Annotated in this window: 14 protein-coding genes and 1 tRNA gene; 1 reads left to right on the top strand and 14 read right to left on the bottom strand. The window is 56.4% G+C overall.

Annotation, left to right across the window (positions count from 1 at the left end):
* Nucleotides 1–196 precede the first annotated feature (196 nt).
* The 11 genes from ACMGG9_RS19960 to ACMGG9_RS19910 form a co-directional block, all read right to left on the bottom strand.
* Nucleotides 197–1,498, bottom strand: a complete 1,302-nt coding sequence (locus tag ACMGG9_RS19960) for a cytosine permease (RefSeq protein ID WP_033644921.1) — start codon at nt 1,496–1,498, stop codon at nt 197–199.
* A 20-nt stretch (nt 1,499–1,518) separates the two neighbouring features.
* Nucleotides 1,519–2,208, bottom strand: a complete 690-nt coding sequence (locus ACMGG9_RS19955; protein WP_033644646.1) for a helix-turn-helix transcriptional regulator — start codon at nt 2,206–2,208, stop codon at nt 1,519–1,521.
* 27 nt (nt 2,209–2,235) lie between these two features.
* Nucleotides 2,236–2,646 carry a GNAT family N-acetyltransferase gene (locus tag ACMGG9_RS19950; protein WP_019453029.1) on the bottom strand — a complete coding sequence of 137 codons (411 nt, stop codon included), beginning with the start codon at nt 2,644–2,646 and terminating at the stop codon, nt 2,236–2,238.
* 416 nt (nt 2,647–3,062) lie between these two features.
* Complete coding sequence (locus ACMGG9_RS19945) at nt 3,063–3,977, bottom strand: alpha/beta hydrolase (protein ID WP_414161660.1); 915 nt, start codon at nt 3,975–3,977, stop codon at nt 3,063–3,065.
* Nucleotides 3,978–4,592: 615 nt separating this feature from the next.
* Nucleotides 4,593–5,477, bottom strand: coding sequence for an ATP-grasp fold amidoligase family protein (locus tag ACMGG9_RS19940; RefSeq protein ID WP_033651313.1), 885 nt, complete (start codon nt 5,475–5,477; stop codon nt 4,593–4,595).
* Nucleotides 5,478–5,527: 50 nt separating this feature from the next.
* Nucleotides 5,528–6,823: a lysine N(6)-hydroxylase/L-ornithine N(5)-oxygenase family protein gene (locus ACMGG9_RS19935; RefSeq protein WP_197750942.1), complete on the bottom strand. Its 1,296-nt coding sequence runs from the start codon at nt 6,821–6,823 to the stop codon at nt 5,528–5,530.
* Between the two features lie 1,041 nt (nt 6,824–7,864).
* Complete coding sequence (locus tag ACMGG9_RS19930) at nt 7,865–9,073, bottom strand: lactonase family protein (RefSeq protein ID WP_369606055.1); 1,209 nt, start codon at nt 9,071–9,073, stop codon at nt 7,865–7,867.
* Between the two features lie 232 nt (nt 9,074–9,305).
* Complete coding sequence (locus ACMGG9_RS19925) at nt 9,306–10,721, bottom strand: c-type cytochrome (RefSeq protein WP_414161659.1); 1,416 nt, start codon at nt 10,719–10,721, stop codon at nt 9,306–9,308.
* The gene (locus ACMGG9_RS19920; RefSeq protein ID WP_089192251.1) at nt 10,718–12,373 is read right to left on the bottom strand and encodes a GMC family oxidoreductase; all 1,656 of its coding nucleotides are present in this window, start codon (nt 12,371–12,373) and stop codon (nt 10,718–10,720) included. The genes ACMGG9_RS19925 and ACMGG9_RS19920 overlap by 4 nt, the downstream gene beginning before the upstream one ends.
* A 3-nt stretch (nt 12,374–12,376) precedes the next feature.
* The gene (locus tag ACMGG9_RS19915; protein WP_033651317.1) at nt 12,377–12,949 is read right to left on the bottom strand and encodes a sorbitol dehydrogenase family protein; all 573 of its coding nucleotides are present in this window, start codon (nt 12,947–12,949) and stop codon (nt 12,377–12,379) included.
* Between the two features lie 793 nt (nt 12,950–13,742).
* Nucleotides 13,743–13,818 (bottom strand) — tRNA-Phe (locus ACMGG9_RS19910).
* 705 nt (nt 13,819–14,523) lie between these two features.
* On the opposite strand from ACMGG9_RS19910, the gene speF reads away from it, so the two are divergent.
* The gene (gene speF / locus ACMGG9_RS19905; protein WP_072626992.1) at nt 14,524–16,689 is read left to right on the top strand and encodes an ornithine decarboxylase SpeF; all 2,166 of its coding nucleotides are present in this window, start codon (nt 14,524–14,526) and stop codon (nt 16,687–16,689) included.
* Between the two features lie 48 nt (nt 16,690–16,737).
* Here speF and mltC read toward each other — a convergent pair whose 3' ends face one another.
* The 3 genes from mltC to mutY form a co-directional block, all read right to left on the bottom strand.
* On the bottom strand, nt 16,738–17,814 hold the full coding sequence (gene mltC / locus ACMGG9_RS19900) for a membrane-bound lytic murein transglycosylase MltC (RefSeq protein WP_047026455.1): 1,077 nt from the start codon (nt 17,812–17,814) through the stop codon (nt 16,738–16,740).
* A gap of 63 nt (nt 17,815–17,877) precedes the next feature.
* Nucleotides 17,878–18,150 carry an oxidative damage protection protein gene (locus ACMGG9_RS19895; RefSeq protein ID WP_004937404.1) on the bottom strand — a complete coding sequence of 91 codons (273 nt, stop codon included), beginning with the start codon at nt 18,148–18,150 and terminating at the stop codon, nt 17,878–17,880.
* Nucleotides 18,147–19,247: an A/G-specific adenine glycosylase gene (gene mutY, locus ACMGG9_RS19890; RefSeq protein ID WP_213588229.1), complete on the bottom strand. Its 1,101-nt coding sequence runs from the start codon at nt 19,245–19,247 to the stop codon at nt 18,147–18,149. The genes ACMGG9_RS19895 and mutY overlap by 4 nt, the downstream gene beginning before the upstream one ends.
* Between the last annotated feature and the right edge of the window lie 96 nt (nt 19,248–19,343).

Below are 19,343 nucleotides of genomic sequence, written 5' to 3'. Positions count from 1 at the left end.
TTATAATAAAAAGCTCAGAGGGGGATGTTCCCGCACTCTGAGCATAATGGATAGCTTGCTACCGACACCAGGGACCCTCATCACCACGGCCGTTTGTCTGCGCGATCGGCCTATTCCTTTGCGCTGAACTCCGCACTTTGCGAGCAATAAAACACTCCCCCGTCATCGGAGGAGTGTGTTAACGCCTGTGCGAAAATCAGAGCGACTTCTGCGAGGCCAGGGGTTTTTGCGCCCGACTGAAGGCCAGCTTGAGCACCCAATACAGCAGGCTGGCGGCCACCAGTGAGTTGATGGTCGGTACGCCCCATTCGGTCGCCAGGCCAACGGCGCCGCCGGCGATGCTGGCGACGATCGCCGCCCAGCCGATGGTTGGGGTTTCGTTCGGCAACTGGCCCGTACGGCGGCTCTCGTCCAGGATTTTGCGGTGGCTGCGCAGCAGGTAATAGTCCACCAGCATGATGCCGATAATGGGCGGGAAGACCACGCCAAGCACCGTCAGGAAGTCGACGAAGCGGTCGAGAATGCCCAGCACCGACAGCGTAGTGCCCAGAATACCGATCGCCAACGTGGTGTAGGTGTACTTCAGCTTTTTGCCGGTGATGCCTTCCACCGCGTTGACGATGCCCAGCGAAGAGGAGTACAGGTTGAGATCGTTGACGCGCAGGGTGGAAAACACCACCACCAGCAAACCGGCGCCGCCGGCCGCTTGCGACATGATGGTGACCACATCCGCGGTGCCCAGGGTTTTGGCGATCAGGATAGCCAGGCCATTCACCACGAACTCGCCGGCGACGATGGTGAAGATCGTAACGCCGAGCACGTGTTTGCCGTTTTTGGAGTAACGGGTCAGATCGGGCGTCATCAGGCTGGCCACGATGGCGCCGCCGACGACGATGGTGATGCCGGCGCTGATGGTCAATGGTTCACCCGGCGGCGCCAGCTGGATGATCTCCTGCAGGTTATGGCCGGAAAGCGCTGTCACTGAAATATAGGCCACCAGCATAATGAACATCGGCACCGCGATACGGGCGGCGATGCGCAACGCCTTGAAGCCGAATGCCACCAGGATGGTCAACAGCGTGCCCGAGAGCCCGGCGGCCAGGCCAAAGCCCAGCTTATTGCCGAGCGCGAAATCGAGCGACTTGGCGAAAATGGCGTTTTGAATGCCGAACCAACCCAGCAGGCTGACGGCCACGACCACGCCGATCAGCACCGAGCCCAGGCGGCCAAAGCCGCACCAGCGCGCCAGCAGGCTGCCGGAAATCCCTTCGCGCATGCCCGCCATCCCAAGCCCATAGGTCACCACGCCGAAGATCAGGCTGCCGACGAAAATGGCGGTGAAGGCGTCAATCAGCGTCATGGAGTTGCCGAGCACGGCGCCGAGCATGAACTGGTCCAGCGCGGTCAGCATGCCCATATGCACGATGGCCACGCTTAAAAACGAGACTCTTTTATCCTGCGGCACCCGGGTGAGCGGATAATCTTCGATCTTTATCACGGTGAGATCTTCCTTGCGGTTCAAATAAACTGAATGCCCTTGGTTATCAGGCGATCGGGAATGTAGTTATCCAGGTTGGCGTATTTGCAATACTCCTCAAACTGTTGCTGAGTATGCACGTTGGCCTTCTGGTAAATATTATAAATGCGGTTTTCGATGGTCTTATTGCTGACGTTATAGATTTTGGCGATCTCTTTCACCGTAAATCGCTGCAGCATAAGGAAAATGACATCGAGCTCGGCGCGGGTGAACAGCTCGTTGTTAACTTCGGTGGTCAAGATGCTGGGTTTTTGCTGATTGATGTATTTCAGCGGCGACAGGCTGTTCATCGGCTTGGCGTTCCAGATCACGCCGATCACCTGTTTGTCATCGTTGTAGACCGGCAGCTTTTCGCTGATAAACGGCGTCAGGCTGTCTTTGCCATACCAGTAGTGCGTCTCGATGACCGTGACCCGATCGCGCGCCGCTTCGGTCATCTTGTCATGCTCGATAAAGTCGGCGGCGGAATCGGCCCAGTCGGCGGGGAATTCGTGGTCATATTTTCCGGCGACGTCGAAATTCAGCGGCGTATTGGTATAGAGATAAGCGGCGCGGTTCATATAGAGGTGGCGGGACAGCTGGTCTTTGATGCCCCAGGGCTCGCTCAGGTGCTCCATCATGGTGATGAGGCCCTTGAAATAAGATTCATTATTTTTATGCGATGAACCCATACCCACCTCTGCGCCGCTCAGGCCGCGTTACAGGCTTTTAGCCAGGTAATGGCGGGTATGGCGATGCGCATAGTCACCCAGCTCGCCATAGACCCGGTAGCCCAGTTTTTCGTAGAAGCCTCTGGCCTGGAAATCGAAGGTATCGACGTAGGCCATATGGCAACCGCGCTTGCGGGCTTCTTCTTCGGCCAGCTGCATCAGTTGGCGACCGTAACCGCTTTTGCGGCATTGATCGCCGACCCAAAGATACTGTACTTCCAGGCCGCCCCACCAGGTACGTGCGACCAGACCGCCGACGATCTGCTGGTTGTCGTCGGTGACGGTCAGGAACAGCGGGTGAATGTCTACGGGCTGGGTTTTATGGTTGTGCGCCCAGAGGCTGTCGATAACGAACTCTTCATCCTGCGGGTTGGGTTTGTCGGTGATATTAATATTCATTTTTAATATAATTCCCTGATTTAATTATTCAAATCTGAACTAGACGCTTTCGCCCCAACCGCTTCTATTATCACTTTTATTAATGTATTTCAAGGGTGGTTTTCACCCTTTTCCGCCGTGCAGGCGGGCGCTTATAGTAAGCATCACAGGGTGAAGAAAATAGCGAAACAGGCAGTATTAAAACGCTGAAATGCCCTGCCAACACCATCTTTTCCTACTTGCGCCTCACCAGGGCCCCACCGGGAAAACTGCAGTACTGTACGGCTCCACCGGATAGAGCAAGCTAACTTGCCGACGGGGGAGCCACTTTGTTTTTGCGCATCCGTTCCGCGATGACTGCGCGCTGTCTCAGATATTAAACGCTCTTCTTATCAGAAGATATGAGCCGCCGATGAAAATGCGGTCGATACCCTCCTTTAGTCTTCATATGCCACGCTGCTCAGTGCCGGCTCGATGGCGGCACCCAGCATGGCGCCGTGTCCCAAGCCGGGCCACTCCCGATAGCCGACGGTAAGACCGTCGAGCTTTGCCAGGCGTTCCGCCAGCATTTGCGCCGCGTTCGCCGGCAGTGCAGGGCTCTTCACGCCGGGCGGGGCCGCGCGATCGCGCTCCGCCAGACCCACCCACAACTGCAGCCTTGCCGCCGGCGTCGGATGCCGTTCCGCCCACTGCTGCGCCTCTTGCAGGATCATGCCGTTGCCCCACCACAGCGAGGGTTCCACGGCGATATAATGCTGGAAGGCGGCGGGATGGGTGAATAACGTATGCAGAACGAAGAGCCCGCCGTAGGAATGGCCCCATAGCGTTTGCCGCTGCGGATCGACCGCCAGTTTGGCGGCGATCGCCGGTTTGATCCGCGTTTCCATCAATTGCAGGAAGGCCTCCGCGCCCCCGCCCCCCTGCGGCGGTTTCTTCATGCCCGTCGGCAGAGGCAGCGTATAGTCGTAGGCGCGGCCGGCGGCATCGATGCGCAGATCGTTGTCATAGCCGATCATCACCAGCACCGGTGGCCGCTTCGCCGTCGCCAATCTGGCCAGTAAGCTGGCGTTCAGCTCCATCAGCACCGCATTGCCGTCGAGGAAATAAATCGTCGGATAGCCGTCAGGCGCAGGCGCCCGACGCGGCTGGGCGATACGGACGCGGTAACGCCGTTGACCATCGGCGGAGGTGAAGCGCAGATCGCTGAAGCGGTAATCCGCAGAGTCGCTATCGGCGACGGTCACGCCGATCCTGCGTTCCAGATCGGGCCTGGCCTGCACGGCAGTCGGCAACCAAAAGCCGATGGCGAGCGCCAGAAGCGTGCAGATAAAATGCCGGTGAGACAATAACATGCGGGGCAGCGTCCTCGAAAAAGGCCGATATTAGCATCGGTACGCGCCCAGTAAAAACCTCTCCTTCGGGCGGGTATTTCAGTGGCGAAGTGCGGCCGGGATCAGGCGGTGGCTGCCTGATGCTTCGCAGGGTTAATAGCAACTCATTGTTATTATTGGCAAGTCAGGAATAAGAAGGGTTACGATTAATTAGAAATGATTATGTTTTTTGGGAGGGGATAATCTGCTGATGGGCGCAAAAACACTCAATCATCAATGGGTGTTAGCGAAAAAAAAGCCCTATAAAATAGGGCAAAGACACACAACAACACCAGGGAAACTTTCCGGTATCTTATATTATAGCTTCCTATACATATAGAACATTTTATTATAAATATGTAAACGATTCTTATTAATGTTCTAATGCCATTGTTTTTCAAGGGGTTATGTCGCCCAAAGGGGAACGTTCCCGTTGGCGGTGCAAGCCACTCCGCTGTGGATAAAGCGCAGGTGGCGGGGCGGTGCCGGCCCGCCGCCCCACAGTGAGATACCGGCGGGCGGCCTGCGAAAACGCCGGCCGGTATCTCCTGTTTGATGGATACGCAGGGGAATTGCGCCGCCTTTTGTTGATGATAATCAGTGCTGTTGCAGCGTCAGCATCTTGCCAAGCAAAACATCGGTCGGTGGCAGAATATCCGTATCCAGCCCGGCCGAGGGGGTAAAGGTCAGCTCACCGAAAATGATTTGGCCCTGAGAGATGTAGAAATCAACGCGCACGAACTCGAAGGGCGCCGACAAACGAGCGGCATACTCAAACAGCTCATCGTATCCCTCCGGTTTCACGAAGGCGTCTATCTCCTCCTGGCTCAACGCCAGGCAGTCCTCGCTATAGCAAAGGAACTTGAAATCTTTGTCGAAGAAGTAATATTTCGGCGTCCCGGTATCCCTGCCGACGCACAGCAAGGTGCAGTAAGGCACACCGCGAAAACAATAAATTTTATAGTCTTCAGGCCCGTGACCATTGGCCGATTCGATATACTTTTCTCCAATGATCTTTTTTTGTATCCCTTTGTAGTTGAGTTCTACATAGGTTTTCCAGTAATCGTCTTTCATCCAGCCATCGATCAGCTGGGAGGCGCTTTTAATGTTCAACGATTGTTTATTCTGGCAAATTAAATTATATCCTGAGCCGTGATTTCCCTTGATGACAAATTTCTCAGGCAGCGTTTCCCATGGGATCTCCTGTACCGAATCACAGGCAAAGTACAGCTCATTAAGGATCTCTTCACATCCTTTTGCCTTGATGTACTCTCTAACCGCATATTTATCTGCGCATTGAGTGACTAAGGCGTTTTTACTGTAGTCATTCAACTTAAGGTGATTGATTTTTTCATTCCAAGTCGATGGCGCCTGCAAGTTCAGCGGTTTGCCAAATGCTCTTTTGTAGATCAACCTGGCCTTGAATTCGGGGGCCAATACGGCCAACTGATTCATAATGAACTTGTTTATTTGTCTTTTCATATCCGTAATTCCATCAAAGCATAGTGACAATGATTAAGACGTTCTTGTATTTAAAACGCGGGTGGCGCACCTTCACTGCGCCATTGAATGGCTGTCGGCGTTGTTCCCAGATCAAATGGCTGGTGGTCTAACGCCCGATTAAGAATGCGGGCCGAACGCCACGCCATCAGGCTCAGCTGAGGATCGGCAATGCCGTGATTATGCATACTGGCGTTCATCGCAAATAAGCAGTTCTCCGCCGGGCCTTCCCACTCAAAGGTAAAGTCCGGGGCTATGCGGTACTCGCCGTCCGCCGTGGTCAACAGTCGGTGGGCCAGAGGCGCAAGGAACTCAGGCGTCGCCGATTGATAGCCGGTAGCAAAGATCACCACGTCCGCCTTGAAGGTTTCCTCGCCGTGATCGAGATGATGACGCGTTTCGAGTTGGTAGGCGTTATCCAGCGTGTGTTTTACGGCCGTCAGCGAACGGCTGGGCAGCAGGCGCACCCATAATTTCTCGCGCAGTACGTCGAAGCTGTGGTACATGGCGCGATAGATGGCCAGCAGCGACTCGCTGGTGATGCCGTCTGAGGTCATCTTTTGTTCGGCCAGCATATGCCGCTTGGCCGCGCTGTCCAGTGAGTAGAAACTCTCGACGTAATCTGGCGTGAAATATTCATTGGCAAAGGCCGCCTCATCAAGCGCGTTGTAATTGTTGCGTCGCGATATCCAGTCGAGTTGTTCTGGCTGCCCCCATTCCCCTTTAAAAATATTCAGGAACAGATCGGCGCCGCTCTGGCCGCCGCCGACGATCGCCACGCGTTTGCCTGCCAGATTAGGGTTGCGCAGCATCATTTCGCTGGCGTGGAAACAGCGATCGTTTTGCGCCGTCACGCAATCCGGTAACTTTATTTTCTTGCCAATACCGATACTTACGTGTCTGGCGTGGAAGACCTCCCGTGAGGTGGTCACCACGAACTGGCGTTGCCGATCGTCAAACTCGACTCGCTGAACGTCTTGATTGAACGCCAACGATCCCATCCCGCTTGCGGCCCAGGTGAGGTAATCGGCGAACTCTTCACGCGATGCGGTACGCTGTTCGGTCGTCAGGAAACGGTAGAATTTTCGGTTTTTTACCAGATAGTTGAGAAAGCTATAGGGATTGGTTGGGGCAACCGCGCTCACCAAATCCTTTAAAAAGTTGGTTTGCATGTTGCAGTCAGCCAAAATCATGCCCGGGTGCCAGGAGAAATGAGGTTTGCGCTCAAGGAATTGCCCCGTAAATCCCTCGATTTCGCTCCCTAAGGCCGCCAGGCTAAGATTCGACGGGCCAAGGCCAATACCGATGATATCGAAACGCTGATTCATTAATAAGCTCCAGTATAATGAGAATAATACCCAGAAATACGGCTGCAAAGGGGTTGGCTTATAGCAACCAGGCTGCCTTTTTCTTATAAGTAAACGACATGAATTAAAAATAATTAAAAGATATGCGGGTTAAAAATGCGTCATTTTTAAATGCCCGTTTAGAATTCGGTAGCACATCAGGTAAAGGCTACGGGTGTATTTCTTTCCATGAAAGTCCCTGCAAAAGCTTGCGTATGTGTTTAATTAATATTCTTAAGCAATAATCTTAGAAACCGCGTTCATCATTCCATGTAAACGACACTCCGCAAAGAGGATAAGCCGCATGGGATTGGCATCGACTATTGTCTGTTAACGTGTATACGCCGTTCTGCGTTCGGCTTGTGTTTCTTGAATCAGGTATTCGCTGCTTAGAATAGCGTTAAAAGGGATTCTGGGAAGGTGAAATAACATGATATTAGGCGTTGAGCGCTTTTTGAAAAGATGAAATTAAAGTGAAATTATGAAATCAGGCCGTTTTGATGGTCTTTTTATCATTGTATTCAATGTGTTATTATCTTTTGGATGCGAGAGCTATTGCGTCTTGGCGGCATGGGGGTATCCGCTTTCACATCGGCCAATGCGCCCAGTTTTGTTGTTTGCGGGCCTGTATGGCGGGAAATTATCCCTATATGCATTAATTTCAATGAGTGAATGTTCATGTTATATACAGAGGCGCCTGTTGACGTTGGAAAAGCGCCAATTAAAAACCGATTGGCCGACAGTTGGACGTTTAGGTTCGTTTAGGTTCAGCGACGGCGTGACGTGCAAGGATATCCGTGTGCCGCCGGAACTTACCTGAATGTAGCCGCCATTATATCAACCCGGTTTGAATTGTTTTGGCGTTTCTCTTTTATAATTCCTTTGCCGCTGATGATGATTCTCATTACCTGAGCGTTCACGTTATCGACACGTTAAACGCCATGGGAATGGGGTAAAGTATGGCGCTCGTGGGCAAGAGAATCGATGTTGGCGCTGCGACAAACGGATTGCCGCAGCAATAATTTACTCGTGGATAAATTTAACGTCAGTTGGCGTACCTATCTGGACGCTTACGCCGTTGCCATATAATTCGCCGGTATCCAGATCGCGTTGTAATACGGTAACATTATTACTAAACACATTGGCGACTAGCAAAAACTTTCCGCTTTTATCGAAGGCGAAAGCGCGCGGTTCGATTCCGCCGGAAAGCGTGCGGCCAATCAGCGTGAGTTTGCCATTCTCCGGGTTAATTTTATAACCCACGATTTCGTTGGTTTTTTGGCGATTGCTCGCATAGAGGTATTTTCCGTCAGGGGAAAACGCCAGCCCGCCGCCGCCCTTTGCATCCGCGCGGGCGCTTTCCGTCAGCGCTAATGTCTGGATGTTCTCCAACCGATCGTTATTAATCTGGTAGGCAAAAATATTCGCCGACATTTCGCTGATCACGTAGGCGAATCTGCCATTTGCGGAAAAGATCATATGTCGCGGGCCGGTGCCCGGCGGAAACGACAAATCGTAATCCGGCGCGAGCCTGAACGGCGCGGCCTTATTTGCCGCGTCGTAGAAGAAGGCATGAATGATGTCGCCGCCCAAATCGGCGGCGTACATCATGCGCCCGTCGGGGGTGAAGTTGACGGAGTGAATATGGGCGCTGGCTTGCCGCTCGGCAACGGCCTCTGAGCCCTTGGTGAAGGGAAAGCGCTGCAGCACCTCGCCGAGTTCACCGTTCTGGAGAATGGGGGCCACGATGACGCTGGCATGCCCGGGGGCGTTGGAGTAATTGGCGGCCAATAAGTAGCGCCCGTCTGGACTGATGGCGGCATGCGTCGGCTCTTGTCCCTGCGAGTCGATGCCGCTGATGCGTTGCGGGTCGCCGCCTTTGCCGAGCCTGAGCGTGCTGATTTGGCCTTGCTGAGTTTCATTGGTGGTATAGGCAAATTGGCGATTTTTGCTCAGAACTATCCAGGAAGGGCTGTCCATTTTTATGCGATTCAATGGCAGCAGGCTGCCGTCTTCGTTGAGCGCCAACCGATACATCCCCTGGCTGGGATAAACGGGCGGCTGAACCCGATCGCCGTCTCTTTCCCCTGTCCAGGTGCCAATCAAAACGATTTGCGCGGTGCTGCCCGGCTGCGGCTGCGGCTGCGGGGGAGCGGCCTGGGTGATCCAGGCCGGCAATAATAAAGACAGAAAGGAAAACTTGGCGATGCTGGGGAACGTTGCGTTTTTCATGGTCGGGCTCCTGGCATGATTGACTGTGTTTTGTGACCGAGGCGAACGGTGTACAGGGTTTATCGTCGTAGCGAGGCACCGCCCAGAATGAACAGGCAGACATAACCAAAATAGTGCAAAACGCCGGCGGGGCCTATTTTTAGCACATCATTGGCGTATGGCATCAGAGCCTTGCGCGCCGGCAGACAAGCTCCCTGCGGCCGCCAGCGTAGGGAGCTTTAATTGGCGTGAATCACGCGCCGCGGCGTTTGCGCACCCGCCACGCGATGGCGGCCAGTAGCGCCAGCGCGCCGCCGCCCAACCCCGGTGCCATATAGGGCTGCATCTCGGCCAGCAACGGCGCCGGGCCCCCTCGTCTGAGGATCGCAACGTCTTCGGCGGTGACGTGCGCCGCGGGGTTGCCGTAATGTTGCAAGACATAGTTGCCGATCGCCGCAATCTGTTGGTCGTTCAAGGGATTGACATAGGATTGCGGGCCGAAATTCGGCATCAGGATATGTTGATCCCCGACGCGGCGCTCGACGCCGAACAAAATGGCCGAGATCAGATTGGAGGGATTGCGCGAGCCCGTCGCCGTGTTGTTGAACAGCGATGGATAGGCCTGGTTTTGACTGCCGCTGCCGTCGGGTTGGTGGCAGCTGGCGCAGTTGCCGCTGAACAAGGCGGCGCCGTCAATCACCGTCTCGTTGGCGGTCGGCGGATGCGCGCCGCGCAGCTCGGGTTCAACGTTGAACGGCTTGCCAAAGCTGTCTGCCGGCCGCGTATCGCGTCGATCTCTGATCGGCGGACTGTTTTTCAGGTAAGCGGCAATCGCGGCCAGATCGTCGTCCGACAAATATTGCAGGCTGTTTTCTATCGCTTCCGCCATGCCCCCCGCCGCCTGGTTTTTTCCCGCCGCGCGCCCGGTTTTCAAATACTGGATTAGCTCAGCCTGGCTCCATCCGCCAATGCCGCTGATCGGGTCGGAAGTAATATTGGGCGCATACCAACTGCCGACCATGGCGCCGGAAAGCGGTTGCCCGCTGTATTCAGCCAGTAACACGTTGCGCGGCGTATGGCAGGTATCGCAGTGTCCAGGGCCGTTGACCAGGTAGGCGCCGCGGTTCCATTGTGCATCTTCGCGGCTGTCGGCGCTGAAATGCCCCTCTTCCAGAAACAAACTGTTCCAGGCCGGCATGATAAAGCGCAGGTTAAAGGGGAAGGGCAGTTCGGTTCGCCTGTTGTGCTGAACGACGGGGGCGACGCCGTTCATAAAGTAGGCGTACAGCGCGTGAATGTCCTCGTCGTTCAATTTGACGTATGACGTATAAGGCATTGCCGGGTACAGCGGGGTGCCGTCCGCGCGAATGCCTTCACGCACGGCGCGGGCGAATTGCGCTTCGCTGTAGCGGCCAATGCCGGTTTCCTTGTCGGGTGTGATGTTGGTGGTGTAAATCACGCCTACCGGCGTGGCGATGCTGTAACCGCCGGCAAATCGCTCGCCGCCTCCCGTTTGGGTGTGGCAGGCCTGGCAGTCCGCCGCTACCGCGAGCCGCTCGCCTTTTTCAATCAGCTCGGTGCTGAAATACGGTCCTTCGTCGGCGGCGAACGCCGAGCCGCCCGCCGCGAGGAGCAGCGCCAGCCAGGCTATCCTTGCAGGTTTTCTCATGATTTCACCGCCAGTTTGCGGGCAATGTCGTCCGCCGCTTTAAGGCCCAGGGCCGCCATCGTCAGCGTGCTGTTCACCACGCTGGCTGAAGGGATGGCGCCACCGCCGGGTAGCCACAGGTTCGGATGATCGTGCGCACGGCAATCGCCGTTCACCACGGAATTTTTCTCATCGTTGCCCATGATGGTGCCGCCCATAATGTGATTATTGGCATTCAGGCTGGTGGTGATGGTGAATTCATCGGCATCAAACAATTGGCCAATATGCTTGAGCTGCCGGTGCGCCGCTTCAGCCCCTTTTCGCACATAGTCCCCCACGTCATAGTAAATGTCCGGGCAAGGCAAACCGTGGGCGTCTTTGCGCGTTGCGCTCAACGTCAGACGGTTATTTGGATCGGGCAGCGGTTCCAGACTGATGGACAAATCGACGCCGTGCGCCGCGCGGCGGCGGATCTCGTCATCCAGCGCTTTCCCCACCAGGCCCTGCGCCAAGGACTGACGCGTAGCCGGCAAAACGCGGTTGATGTTATTGAGGATCATCTTGTTGGCTGAGTAATGCTTGCGGAAATCCCCATCGCGCGGGCCGACCAAACAGCTGCTCTGCGCCGGGCCGCGTCCTGGCCACAGCGGCTCTTTCGCCAGGAAGGTGCAGTGAAAGCCGGAGTGATCCATCATATTGCGGCCAACCTGATCGGAGCTGTTGGCGATCCCATTCGGGTTTTGCGCATTGGCGGCCATCAACAGCAGGCGCGGGGTTTCGATGCCATTGCATGCCAGGACGAACGCGCTGGCGCTGGCTTTGTGCGACCGCTTTTGGTTGTCCAGCCAATGCACGGCGGTAACCTGATTTTGCCCATCGGTATCGATTTTGTACGCCACCGCTTCCGCCAGCACGAGCGCTCCTTTCATTTCGGCGCGTTCGATGTGATGGATGCCGTTATACATGGCGCCAATCGGGCAGATAGGTTGGCAGTTATTGTTGCCGCAGCAGGTGGGCCGTCCCTGCCATGGTCGCGTGCTGCGCCCTTGGGGGATCGGTACGGAGCGGTAACCGTGCGGGTTGACCACTTCGGCGAAGCGCGTATCTCCGTGGGCCCAGGGCACCATATCCATGGGATAAGGCTTGCTGCGTGCTGAAGGCGATTGTTTGGCCGGATCGTTTGGGCCGGCGACGCCAATCGCCTCCTCCGCGCGGCAGTAGTAGGGCTCGAGATCGTCATAGGCGATGGGCCAGTCGCGGCCAACCCCGTACAGCGTTTTCATTTTGAAATCGTTTGGCAGATGGCGCCAGCAGGAGGCCGCCCAGTGCCAGGTCGTGCCGCCCACGGTGCGTAAATAGCCCTGCTTAAAGCTGTCCGCGCTTGGGCCACTTAACGCGACATAATCGTTTGGCGGAAAATAGAGCGGCGCGGTGGCGTAGGCTGATTGCGGGTACAAGCCTTGAAAATCGGAGCCCGCACGGTTATCAAACGGCATATTGCGCCAGTTTTCGACGGCCTGCGCGCGATCGATACGCAGGCCCGCCTCCAATACCAGCACGGAATAGCCTTGGCCGGCCAACTGGTCCGCCATCATGCCGCCGACGATCCCCGAGCCGACGATGACAATATCGGCCGAGGCATCGCCATCAGCCGTGAATACCGGTTTTTTCATGATTCAGCTCTCAGAGGGCAGTAAGGCGTTAACCTCAGGCGGGGCGGCGGTCCACCAAAGCGGGCCGTTGCCGCAATAGGTGGGCACAATCAAGGCGTCTTTAACCGGGCGATACATCAGGGCATCTTTATAAGCGATGAGACTGGCGTTTGCCCCCTGGCCCACGGTACCGGTATACCAGGCGGTGACGATGGCCGAGACCAATGCCGAGAGCCCCAGTTGGCCGGCGATTTGCTGAAGTTGCCGGGCGCTTTGTCCGGCCTTCACGCGTGCGTTTAATCGCTCAACCTGTGATGAGAATTGCGGGTTTGCGAGGCTCAACGCAGTGAAAATACGAGCCGAAATGCCAGGGTCAATATCCTGACGTTCTGTCAATTGCCGGGAGAGCGCGAAGAAACGGGCAAAAAGCAGGGGGTTTTGCGCGGCGGTATGCTGTTCCGCCAGCGTGAGGAATGGGGCGCCGGCCAATGCGGTGGCGACAAGCGTTGACGCCAGGCCGAGCAAGACATTTCTGCGGCTGACGCCCTTGCCGTGTTGATCCGGCTGTTCGCCATTGTCTGATAAACCATATTCCATATGTTTTTTCTCAACGGGTGTTTAATGCCAGAGCCAAAAAAGGCCAAAATATCAGTGGGTGAGCAGGCTAAATTAAGCGTTCTATTACGGTGATATGACGATCTTCACCGATGTGATGTTTTAAGAACGCCTGTCGGTAAATTAGCAGCGGCAACGGACGGTATTTATCAAAAAATCACAAGGTGAGTGCCGACCGCATTTTTGGTTTATTTTTAATAACGGCAGGGGGTTATGTGGTGAGATTCTGATTAATTGATTGTTATTTAATGTTTTTATCGGTTTATGGCTGTGGGTTTTATCAGGCGCAGAATGAAAACATTAATGGTATTGTTGCGTAACCCGTGTTTGCGTATTAATTCAAATGACGGCGAAAATAAGTAAGGTTGGGTTATGGTGCAAATAGAAATAATACAGTGTCGTAAACACAGGGCAGGGGGGCATCAATTAAGACTGCGAATATAAAGGCCGAGATTTAGGTTAAAGAGATAGGAACAGGAGCACTTCTGCTCGGTATTCAAGGTCTCAGCGCTGGCCCGCAGGGTGAGGCCTTTGGCCGAATAATCGAACGCAGTTCGATGGAGAGTCCGTACCCCAGAAAGCGAAAAACCCGCCATAGGCGGGTTCTTCTGAATATGGTGCCCGGACTCGGACAACCGGCGCTGGCGCCGCGTTGAACAGCGCTTTAGCGCTGGCCCGTAGGGTGAGGCCTTTGGCCGAATAATCGAACGCAGTTCGATGGAGAGTCCGTACCCCAGAAAGCGAAAAACCCGCCATAGGCGGGTTCTTCTGAATATGGTGCCCGGACTCGGAATCGAACCAAGGACACGGGGATTTTCAATCCCCTGCTCTACCGACTGAGCTATCCGGGCAACGGGGCGCATTAAACCGTATTGGCCGGATGGCGTCAATCGCTTTCTGTCACAAAGCCGATCGGTTGCTCTATTTTCAGGCAGCGAACCCGAAGCGCTAGAGCCTGTGGCGATATCGCCACCCAATAAATATGCATAAAAAACGTGTATTTATACCACTTTGTCAATATTGTTTCTTATTTTTGTTGTTAAATAACAACGCGTTATCTTTGCGTTAACGCAAGCTCAATCCAGGTGATTCTCGCTTGAACCTCGTAACGAATCATGCAATCATTGCGCAAATTTTAGCACTCTCCGTTCCCTGACGGTGTTCCCGCTTCTTATAAGTCAGAGGGTTATTGGCATGACTGGTTTTGTCGCTCAAGCGCTGTCGCGCACCAGACCTCTGACGCCGCCACCGTTCCGTCTTTGCTTGCACCGAACACCATCTGTCCGAATACGCCTGCCGAGCATGCGGTAAGGCCGCCTGATGCTTGCTGTTAGGCATGCGTAAAGCCAGCGCTGCGGCCCTGATTTTACTGATGCCTGTCGGACGCTGCCAAGACCAGTTCCCCCGATAGCTGCCTGATGGTCCCCGATCATGAGGCGGTCACGCACGCCGCTTATGCTGCCGTGCCCGGGTATCGCTTTTACCGGGATAACCGCGTTATCTCATTACCGTGCCGGTGGCACACCCTCATCCTTCACCGTTTGAGAGTCAGCATGATGAAAGAATTGAAAATCGCAACCAGCGCCAGCCTGGTCGCCACCATTGAGACGCTGCGCCAGATCGTGCGCGTAGAGCAGACGGACTACACCGACGTGGCGGCGGTGGTGGTGTCGGTCGCCGACGTGGATGCCGGCATTCTGGCGCGCTTGCAGGCGACGGGGTTCGATATTCCGACCTTCGTGGCGGTGGAAGGGGACGAGCATCTTTCCCCGGATTATCTGCCGTTTGTCAGCGGGGTCTTTGCGCTGCTGGCCGGCGCCAGCAAGCCATTCTACATGGCGCAGTTGGAGGCAGCCGCCGACGCCTACGAGCAGGCGCTGCTGCCGCCGTTCTTCAAAACGCTGAAGACCTACGTCGAGATGGAGAATTCGACCTTTGCGTGTCCAGGCCATCAGGGCGGCGAGTTCTTCCGCAAGCATCCGGCCGGCCGGCAGTTTTTCGATTTCTACGGTGAAACCCTTTTCCGTTCCGACATGTGCAACGCCGACGTTAAGCTGGGCGATCTGCTGATCCACGAAGGCTCGGCCAAGGATGCGCAAAAGCATGCGGCGCGGGTGTTCAACGCCGATAAAACCTACTTCGTGCTCAACGGCACCTCGGCGGCCAACAAGGTGGTGACCAACGCGCTGCTGACCCGTGGCGATCTGGTGCTGTTCGATCGCAACAACCACAAATCCAATCACCACGGGGCGCTGATCCAGGCCGGCGCCACGCCGGTGTATCTGGAAACCGCCCGCAACCCGTTCGGCTTTATCGGCGGCATCGATGCGCGCTGCTTCGACGAGCGCTACCTGCGCGAGCAGATCCGCGAGGTGGCGCCGGAGAAAGCCGCGGCGGCGCGGCCGTTCCGGCTGGCGATCATTCAGCTCGGTACCTACGACGGCACGATTTACAACGCTCGCCAGGTGATCGACACCATCGGCCACCTGTGCGATTACATCCTGTTCGACTCCGCCTGGGTGGGCTACGAAGGTTTTATCCCGATGCTGAAAGAGTGTTCGCCGCTGCTGCTGGAGCTGGACGAGCACGATCCGGGCATCTTCGTCACCCAGTCGGTGCATAAACAGCAGGCGGGGTTCTCGCAGACGTCGCAGATCCATAAGAAAGACGACCATATCAAAGGGCAAAAGCGCCACTGCAACCATAAGCATCTGAACAATGCGTTCATGCTGCATGCGTCGACCAGCCCGTTCTATCCGCTGTTCGCCGCGCTGGACGTCAACGCCAAGATGCATGCCGGCCCCGCCGGGCGCCGCATGTGGATGGACTGCGTCAAGCTGGGCATCGAGACGCGCAAACAGCTGCTCACGCGCTGCTCGCAGCTGAAGCCGTTTATTCCGCTGCAGGTGGCGGGCAAGGACTGGCAGGATTACGATACCGATCTGATCGCCAACGACGCGCGCTTCTTCACCTTCGTGCCGGGGGAGACGTGGCACGGCTTCGAAGGCTATGCCCAGGATCAGTATCTGGTGGATCCGTGCAAGCTGCTGCTGACCACGCCGGGGATTGACGCCGCGACCGGCCAATACACCGAGTTCGGCGTGCCGGCCACCATTCTGGCCAACTTCCTGCGCGAGAACGGCATCGTGCCGGAGAAGTGCGATCTCAACTCGATCCTGTTCCTGCTGACCCCGGCGGAGAACCCGGCCAAGATGGAACAGCTGGTGGAGATGCTGGCGCAGTTCGAACGCTATGTCGAAGAGGATGCGCCGCTGAGCGTGGTGCTGCCGACGGTGTACCGCAAGAACGAGCAGCGTTACCGCGGCTACAGCATTCGTCGGCTGTGCCAGGAGATGCACGATCTGTACGTCAGCTTTGACGTTAAGCAGCTGCAAAAGGAGATGTTCCGTCAGGATCATTTCCCGCCGGTGGTGATGAACCCGCAGGACGCCAACGTGGAGTTTATCCGCGACAACGTCGAGCTGGTGCCGATCGGCCAGGCGGAAGGGCGCATCGCGGCGGAAGGGGCCCTGCCGTATCCGCCGGGCGTGCTGTGCGTGGTGCCGGGCGAAGTGTGGGGCGGCGCGGTGCAGCGCTACTTCCTGGCGCTCGAGGAGGGCATCAACCGCCTGCCGGGCTTCTCGCCGGAGCTGCAGGGGGTCTACATCGAGAAAAAAGATCACGGCTGGAAGCGCATCTTCGGCTATATGATCAAGCCATGAAAAAAGGGCCGGTTCGCACCGGCCCTTCTTCTATCCACGCGGGAAGCGCTACTTTCTGCGGTAGCTCTTCTGCGCGGTATTCACTTTCACCAGATAGCGGCGCGACTCGGCGGCCGGGTGCTTGGTGGTCAGCGTTTGGTACACGTCGCCCGGCTGCATGCCGTTGATGATGCCCACCGCGCGCGTTCTGTCGCTGGAGAACACCCGCAGCACGCTGCCGGCGCCGCCGTTGTAAGCGGTGATCACCGCATAGCGGCGCGAGGTCGGGTTCTGAATGCCGCCCAGGTAGTTGTTCTGCAGGATCGCCAGGTAGGCGGTGCCGGTATCGATGTTGTTCTCCGGATCGAACAGGTAGCTGCGGCTCGGGGTGCCCCATTTGCCGCGCATCTGGAACACATCCTTACCGGCGGTGTGCTGCACCACCTGCATCAGGCCCAGCGCGTCCGAACCGCTCACCGCATACGGGTTGAAGCTCGATTCGGTCTGCATGATAGCCAGGATCAGCGACTCGTCCACGCCGTATTTTTCCGACGCCTTGCGCACCATCGGCAGATATTTATGCGCACGTTTGTCCAGGTGGTTCGGCACCAGTTGGATGGTGACCGAGTAGATGACGTGCAGGCCGGAGGTGCGTTTTTGCAGCTTGGTTTGCAGCAGGTAATCGGCGAAGTGCGCCGCGCGCCATTCCCAGCGGATCGGCGCCCCTTTGTTATCCAGCACCTGGCCGTACAGGAACGGCTCTTTGCTGATCTGGATATCGTTGGCGTCGGAATAGAGGTCGATCGAACCCGGATCGTCACCCATCAGCAGCGTGCTGATGATCGCCTGGCGCAGGTGCGTGGCCGGATCGGTGGTGGCGATGGTCTCGACGGTGATGGCGCCGGTGTCGAAGTTGATGTGGCTGCGGGTTTGGTATTGGTCGGTGTACTTGACGTAGTCTTTCGGCCCGGCGATCAGAACTTCGTTCAGACCCCAGATGTTCTCGATGTTGTGGGCGAATTGGCCCATCAGAATGTCGAAGCCGTTGGTGTCTTTGATCCAGGCTTCGTTGATTTCTTCACTTTTTTTGCCGGAACAGGAGATCAGCAAAGGCGCTATTACGAGCAAAGCTAAAATTTTCTTCATCTTAAAGCCGTTTGGAAGAAGTATAAGAGGATTGAAGCGGGCCAGCGCCTGGCCCCAACAGCGTTATTCGCTCGGCGGCGTATAGCCTTCGATGTGCACGTCGTGCCCTTCGAACAGGAATTTGATCATTTCCTCTTCCAGCAGTTTGCGGTCATCCACGTTCATCATGTTCAGCTTCTTCTCGTTGATCAGCATGGTCTGCTTCTTCATCCACTCGCCCCAGGCTTCCTTGGAGATCTCGTTGTAGATGCGCTTGCCGACGTCGCCGGGATAAAGCTGGAAGTCCTGGCCTTCGGCGTCGCGTTGAAGGAAAGTACAAAAAATGGTGCGGCTCATGCTAATTCCTCATCGATGGCGCTATCGCCATATAAGTTTTGTTGGATCGGGGGCTGCTTCGCCAGCTGTTGCAACAGGCGGTCCACCGGCGCTGCCAGCCCGACCGACGGCGGCTGCGCTAAGTTATACCAGAGACCCGCGCCCTCATCCATGCCGCTGCCCGCCGCGTCGAGCGACAGCCACATCGGCACGATATCGAGATGGAAATGGCTGAACGTGTGGCGAAACGCGGTCAGCTGTTCCAGGCACTTGCCTTTCAGACCGCGCTGCTGCAGCCAGAGTTCCAAATCCACGCGCGCGCTGAACTGCGGGAAGCAGAACAGGCCGCCCCACAGGCCCACCGCCGGGCGCTGCTCCAGCCACACGCGGTCGCCGTGCTGCAGCAATAAGAAGTAGGCGGTTTTTTCCGGCAGGGTCTGCTTGGGCTTCTTGCCGGGGTAGTTGGCCCAGCTGTGGTTGGCGTAAGACAGGCAGCCGACGTTGAGCGGGCAGAGCTCACACTTGGGCTTGGAGCGGGTGCAGACCATGGCGCCCAGATCCATCATCGCCTGGTTGAACTGGCCGACGCCCTGGGCCGGGGTGACTTCTTCGCTGATTTTCCACAGCCGATTTTCGACCTCTTTTTTGCCCGGCCAGCCTTCCACCGCGTAGCAGCGAGCCAGCACGCGCTTCACGTTGCCGTCGAGGATCGGATAGTGTTGGCCCAGCGCCAACGACAGCACCGCGCCAGCGGTGGAGCGGCCGACGCCCGGTAAATCGGCGATTTCTGCGAAGGTTGTCGGGAACTCGCCGCCGTGCTGTGCGACAATGGTCTGCGCCGCTTTGTGCAGGTTGCGAGCGCGGGCGTAATAGCCGAGGCCGGTCCACAGATGCAGCACTTCGTCCAGCGGGGCCTCCGCCAGCGCGCGCACGTTGGGAAAACGGGCCATAAAGCGCTGAAAATAAGGAATGACGGTGGCAACCTGGGTCTGTTGCAACATCACTTCGGAGAGCCATACTTGATAGGCGGTTTTCTCCAGCTGCCATGGCAGGGTTTTGCGGCCGTAGCGCTGGTACCAGTCAAGCACCACCTGTGCGAATTGTTGTGCTTGCATCATGAAGAGTCGTTATCCGGCAGAAAATGAAGCGAGATTGCAGCATAGAGTCATGATGCTGTAAACCGGAACTTTCCGACGCCGCACGGCGGGTACAGA

Origin of the sequence: Serratia sp. BNK-10, assembly GCF_047456065.1 — a bacterium.
Taxonomy (GTDB): domain Bacteria; phylum Pseudomonadota; class Gammaproteobacteria; order Enterobacterales; family Enterobacteriaceae; genus Serratia; species Serratia ureilytica.
The sequence above is the reverse complement of the archived record's forward strand: the minus strand, read 5'-3'. Positions and strand labels throughout refer to the sequence as shown.